This window comes from Streptomyces sp. NPDC002403, assembly GCF_053593015.1.
In genome coordinates this window covers 1-5,748 of the sequence record NZ_JBSFBQ010000124.1, presented here as the reverse complement: position 1 = coordinate 5,748, position 5,748 = coordinate 1, and the positions used below count along the sequence as shown (strand labels likewise).

5 protein-coding genes and 1 pseudogene are annotated in these 5,748 nt (G+C 69.8%); 1 reads left to right on the top strand and 5 read right to left on the bottom strand.

Annotation, left to right across the window (positions count from 1 at the left end; all coding sequences use genetic code 11):
* Positions 1-83: 83 nt before the first annotated feature.
* A pseudogene (locus ACWCPY_RS42815) lies at positions 84-422 on the top strand (LysR family transcriptional regulator); the annotation flags it as partial.
* A 111-nt stretch (positions 423-533) separates the two neighbouring features.
* On the opposite strand, the gene ACWCPY_RS42810 reads toward ACWCPY_RS42815, so the two are convergent.
* The 5 genes from ACWCPY_RS42810 to ACWCPY_RS42790 all read right to left on the bottom strand — a co-directional run.
* Positions 534-1,637 carry a PP2C family protein-serine/threonine phosphatase gene (locus tag ACWCPY_RS42810; RefSeq protein ID WP_451274560.1) on the bottom strand — a complete coding sequence of 368 codons (1,104 nt, stop codon included), beginning with the start codon at positions 1,635-1,637 and terminating at the stop codon, positions 534-536.
* 245 nt (positions 1,638-1,882) lie between these two features.
* Positions 1,883-2,785, bottom strand: coding sequence for a bile acid:sodium symporter family protein (locus ACWCPY_RS42805; protein WP_451274558.1), 903 nt, complete (start codon positions 2,783-2,785; stop codon positions 1,883-1,885).
* A gap of 17 nt (positions 2,786-2,802) precedes the next feature.
* Positions 2,803-4,137, bottom strand: a complete 1,335-nt coding sequence (locus tag ACWCPY_RS42800) for a Dyp-type peroxidase (RefSeq protein ID WP_451274556.1) — start codon at positions 4,135-4,137, stop codon at positions 2,803-2,805.
* Between the two features lie 18 nt (positions 4,138-4,155).
* The gene (locus tag ACWCPY_RS42795; RefSeq protein ID WP_451274554.1) at positions 4,156-5,094 is read right to left on the bottom strand and encodes a hypothetical protein; all 939 of its coding nucleotides are present in this window, start codon (positions 5,092-5,094) and stop codon (positions 4,156-4,158) included.
* Between the two features lie 91 nt (positions 5,095-5,185).
* Positions 5,186-5,748, bottom strand: a 563-nt coding sequence (locus tag ACWCPY_RS42790) for a hypothetical protein (protein WP_451274552.1), incomplete at its 5' end; no start/stop codon positions are given.

Genomic DNA, 5,748 nt, shown 5'->3' with positions numbered 1-5,748 from the left:
TGCGTGCGGGGGGGTCCCTGTCTGGGTCTGTCCTCGTGGGGGGCGCCGGGCGGGCCGGCCCCACCGCTGCTCGATGTCCTCGCCGTGGTACCCGGTGGGTCCCGTGCTCGGCGGGGACGTCGCAGAAGACCAGCGGCTCGTCCGCGTCACGGGTGTGTGGCCCGGCCTGGACGAGCGCCCCGAGATCGCGCACACCGCCCGCGACTGGCTCGCCAAGCTCCACCTCGTCGCTGCCGGAGCCGGACTGACGAGGGTCCTCTCCGCGCTCGCCGCCGCAGCGCCTCCCGGCGTACGCATACCGCCCGTACGCGGCGGGCCCCAGGAACAGCGACGCCTGCTCCCGGACCCGCCGGCCGACCCCGTCGTCAGGCGTCACCGCCGCACTGCGCGCTGCGGCTCCGGACACCGACCCGCCACAGCCGTCGGCTCGCCGAGAGGCCCGGCCCGGCGTGGACGGTGCTCCTGTCGGCGCCGGTCCGGGGCGGGCATCACCACCGCGTACCCGGAGCCCCTCGGGGAGCGGGTCCCGCGCCTCATCCGTTGCGGGCCGTCGTCGCCGTCTCCTCGATCGGGCGGGGTTCGTGTACTGGCCGGTCCGGCTCTATGGGGAACTGGCTGTGGGTGTGCTGGAGGGCGATGACGGCTGCGTCGTCGGCCAGGTGCCCGCCGACGTGGGCGAGCAGGTCGGTGCGCAGGCTGCGGATCAGTGCCGGGGGGCTTTCGTCCGTCCAGGCGGCGGCGCGCTCGGTCAGCGGGTAGAAGTCGCCCCGGGCGTCGCGGGCCTCGGTCAGGCCGTCGGTGTGCAGCAGCAGCACGTCGTCCGGTTCCAGGGTGAAGGTGTCGACGTGGTAGTCGGGGCGGCTCAGCTCGCCCAGGCCCAGCGGAGGCGCGGGCCGGAGAACAGGCAGCGCCGTGACCTGGCCGTCGTGCAGCAGCAGGGGTGGCGGGTGCCCGCACGTGACCATCTGTGCCCGAGAGGTCTTGTCGGGGATGTCGAGGACGGCGGCGGTGATGAAGCATTCCCCGGCCGTCTCCGCCTCGGCGGGCTCGGCCAGGTTCCAGCACACGCTGTGCTCCAGGTAGGCCACGAGGGCGGGCAGCGTGGCCTCGCGGTGGGCGGCCTCGCGGAAGGCGCCCAGCAGCAGGGCGGCGTCGCTGATCGCGGTCAGGCCCTTGCCCCGCGCATCGCCGATGATCAGCCGGGTGCCGGTCGGGGTGCGGACGGCGGCGTAGAGGTCGCCGCCTATGAGGGCGTGCTCCTGCGCCGCCAGATACATCGACGCCACACGCAGCGGGCCGATCCGGCGTGGCAGCGGCCGCATGACCACGTTCTGCGTGGCCTCCGACACCGTCCGTACTTGCACGAGTTCACGTGTGTGTCGCACCTGCAGGTACCGGAACACGGTCACGAGCACCGAGACCACCAGCAGGGCGATGATCTGCGAATCGAAGTACAGCGTCCCCAGAAGGTTCTCGTGCACCAGGCCGATGCCCAGCAGGGCCGCCACCGCTATACCCCCCATCACCCCGGTCAGGACGGGGCCGGCGAATGACGCCGTGATCGCGGGCGCCACGATCAGCAGCGGCCCCAGCGGCACACCACGCGGACTCAGCACATCGGCCAGCACGATGGTCACGATCAGTCCGACCGGGACCGCCAGCAGGGCCTCGGACGCTTGCCGAGAACGCTGCCGGCGCGGAAGCCGCCGCCGCAAGCCCATAAACCCGGTCTACACCCACGGGGCCGGTCGCGCAGGACCTCCGTAGGAGAAGCACATGAAGGCGGCCCGTGGTATGCGGGCGACGTTCGGCCGGCGCCGGATGGTGCGACGAGGCTGGAGGGCCGTTCGCCGGGCTGGGCTGTTGACCTGCGGCGAGCGGATCACCGAGTAGTCGCCCGGTCGGTGTGTTCCTGCGGCGTCTTCGGAGCACTCCTCCGTCTGCTGAGCAGTGTGGAGATCGGGAGGGCTGCCGCCAGGCCGCTGAGGAGGATGGCGGCGAGCGCGGCGAGGACGGAGGGCTCGTCGGCGAAGGCGAGGCCGATGGCGGCCAGCGCGGGGCCGGCGTTGCGCACGGAGGCGACGCCTCCCATGGTGGTGCGGCGTGTCATCGGGCCGGTGGCCAGCAGTGTTCCCACCGCGAAGGCGAAGACGGCGAGCAGGAAGCCCGCGAGCAGGGCGACTGAGCCGAAGAGGTCGACGACATCGTGCCAGCTGCCCAGCAGCATGCCTGCCAGCACGATGAGGAACGTGACGTTGGACAGAGCTGCCGCCGTGGGGTGCCAGGAGTGTGCCGTGGGTTCGGCGTAGCGGCGCAGGAGCAGGCCGATGACGAACGGGACGAGTTGCAGGAGCGCCACCGTCCGCACCAGTGCGCCGACGTCGAGGGAGACCTTGGTGCCGATGTCGGCGGCGGTGAGAACAGCGCTGGCGGTGGGGGCGAAGGTGAGGCTGCCGATGGAGGCGAGCAGTACCTGCATCGCCGCGCCTGCGACGAGGTCGCCTCGCTGCACGGTCGCCAGCTTCGCCCCGAAGGGGCCGCCCGGGGACGAGGCGATCAGGATGAGGGCGGTGAAGGCGGCCGGGGGGAGACTGAACAGAGAGCCGATGCCCCAGCCGAGCAGCGGTATGACCAGCATGTTGGCGGTCAGCGCCAGCAGCAGCAGGGGGACATCGGCGAAGATGCCGCGCAGTGCCGGGACCGTGGCTCGCAGGCCGGCGGCGAACATGGTGGCCGCGATGAAGATGACGGTGACGGCGTTGAGGACGAGACGCAGGGTGTCCATGGCGCTTGCCCGCCCTGTCAGTCGTGGAGGTCCCCGAGCCAGCGCAGGGCGCTCAGGCTCGGCAGGAAGCAGTACTCGCCTCCTCGGGTGACGACGAACCGGGGCAGCGGGGCCAGGCAGCGCCTCACCGGCCTTCGGGGGATGGTGTAGCGGGTCTGCCCGTCCTCGGCGCCGACGACGGGGTCCTTCGCGTTGCCGGCCCCGAAGAAGACGCCGTCGTTCATCCACTCCGACTGGACGAACTCGAACTGCCGGCCCAGGTGGGCGCCGATGAACGCGAACATCAGACCGCGGTCGGCCCCGTCGTCCTCCAGCGCTCCTTCCGGCAGCGGCGGGCCGTACACGGCGCCGCGCCGGATCATGCGGTGCAGCCGCACTTCTCCGGCCACTGAGGCGTCGCGTGGGTTGGCGCGGCGGATGTGACAGCCGCCGGGGGTGGTGAATCCCGCCGGATCGTCCTGTTCGTACAGGAAGGTGTTACGGCGGTGGGGGTCGACGCCGAGGGCTTGGTCGTCGTGCTCCGGGGCGAGGGCCAGTGGGGCCCCGCTGCGCCAACGGCCCATGATCTTCGCGGCGATCAGTTCCTCGTCGTGGGCGCTGGTGGAGTTTTCCTTGAGGTAGCGCCTGAACGCGGCGACGTCCTGGTGGAGTTTGCGGAAGGCCACGTAGCTGCCGTTGCGCCCCAGCACGGTCGGCCGAGGCATCTGGACGCCGCCGATCTCGTCCGGGTAGCCGAGGACGAACTCCCCGCTCTTCAGTGGCGTTTCCAGCCTATTGGACCCTGGGATGCCGCTCCCTTCGACGGCCGGATGGCTGACGCCGTCGAGGTACCCGAAGTGTTCCTTCTCGGAGGGCAGTGCGTAGCAGTCCTGTCGCCAGATCGCTGTCACGCCGGGAAGGCGTTCATAGGCGGGCCGGGCGCGGTCGATGGCCGCCTCCAGGCTCAGGGGGCCGGGTGCGACCGCCGTGATCACCACGTGAACGTCGCGCGTGCCGAGGGGTGCTTCCCAGTGCTCCGGGCTGCTCGCTCCCCCGTCGCGCAGCGCCCGCGCGCGGGCGGCCATGCCCTGCCGGAACTCCCAGACGAATGTGTCCAGCGATGAACGTGGCGTCCCCAGTGCCTCCAAGCCCCAGTACGTGACGGCGACACTGACCCAGGTGTCCCCGAGGGGGCTGGAGGTGTCCGCGGCGGAGGTCGCCACCGCACTTGCCCGCCGCATCAGCTCCCGGCCCTGCGAACGGTCGTCGATACGGAAGACCAGGTACGTCGCCGCGTACGGGGTGGGGCGCGGGCTGAGGACCCCGCGCTGGATGTCGTCGAGTTCCAGCGTGACGTCCGTGGGTGCGCTCATGTCGGCCTCCCTGCGGCATCACTGCGAGACGAGGTTGCGCCAGAAGTTCCGCAGGCTGTCGTCGGCGCCGAAGAGTGTGCTGAAGATCGTCGAGTCAGCCAGCAGCACGTCTGCCGCGCGATCATCGCCAGGGGGCATCCACAAGAACATGTTGAACTCGGTGTTCCCGTCCTCGGTGAACGGATGGGGCCGGGACGTGTCGATCGGCTGCCGGGCCAGCACATGGATGGCCTGCGGCTCGTCGGTCGTGACCGCGTAGTGCGGCAGGTGCATGTGGAAGTTGAAATTCGTAACCCCGTTCAGCCATCCCTTCTCGTCCAGATCCCTGACGGTCGACAGGGGGGCGATCCGGTTGTCCTGACCGGTGGCGGGGCGCAGCCCGTACCGGTTGATGACGGGCACGCCCAGACCGTTCATCACGTCCCTGACGTAGGTGGCGAACCGTTGCTGGCGAGGCACCAGGGGATCGCCGTGGTGGCGGTACTCCACCTCGCGCACGGACAGGTCGTCCGACGCGCCGACATCGTGATGGGGTCCCAGGACGAGCCGGGCGTCCTCCCGCGAGAGGAAGGACCGCAGGGCCTCGATCTCGCCGGGCTCGGCCTCCTGTCCGGTGATCATGTGGTCGAGCCCGAAGACGAACAGGACATCTGTGTCGTCGAGCACCCGCTCGTCGAGGGGGGTGTGGAAACCGGCTTGGTCGACGCGCTGGTAGACCGGGACGGGATGCCCGGTGACCTCCGCGACGAATTCCTGGAATTCCACCCATGCGCGGAAGAACAGCTCCAGCGATCCCGCGATGCCCTGCTGGAACTGATAGGGGTCGGACCACTTCGGGTCCTCGTAGGCCGGCCACGCCACCCGCCGGACCTCGGTCATGGTGGAGAACCGGTTGTCCAGTTCGGCCGCGTTCCGGGCCGCCTCGGCGGGATAGCTCCATGAGACGTAAGTGCTCACACGCCGTCCGCCAGGGGTGTGCTTCCGGGGAATGTGCCGCTGGTTGTAGGTCCGTGCTGTTCTGGCCTCGCTCATCGCCCAGCTCCCAGCCTCACTGCATCTGGTCCAGCATCTCCGACAGAGCGTTCTTGATCCGCAGGGCCTTCTTGATCTCGTCCGCCGTCACGTACGGGTACTCTCCGTACTCGATGAAGCTCGGACAGTGGTGCTCACGGACGAATCCGACGAACGCCTCCGGATTGGTTTTCCAGTCCTCGGGGAATCCCTCCAGATGCTCGAACGCCGTGCTCACGCCCGCCTTCGAGAACAGCGCGATGGCGTCCTCGGTGTACTTGTCGAAGTCGGTGTCGAAGATCCCCTGGTACATGAAGCGCGTGTCGTCGTCGAAGAGAACCCAACGCAGGTAGTGCAGCTTCAGTGGCGCGAGAAGGTAGGGATCCTGTTCGAGCGCCGTGGCCAGCGAGTAGCCGTACTCGCGCATGGCATCGGCGTGACCGGGCTTGACCCGCGCGACGATGGTGAACCCGTAGCACGCCGGAGTCCGGGGAAAGACGGGCCCGTACTTCCCCTGTTCGAGATGATCCGTCTCCTTGGGAAGGGCGACCGCCTGAGGCCTGATCTCCATGTCCACTCCTCCCGCCGACCGGTACGCCC

Excerpts from the sequence above, each read along its gene's own strand:
- ACWCPY_RS42805 (WP_451274558.1), bottom strand. The coding sequence starts at position 2,785 with ATGGACACCCTGCGTCTCGTCCTCAACGCCGTCACCGTCATCTTCATC.
- ACWCPY_RS42800 (WP_451274556.1), bottom strand. The coding sequence starts at position 4,137 with ATGAGCGCACCCACGGACGTCACGCTGGAACTCGACGACATCCAGCGC.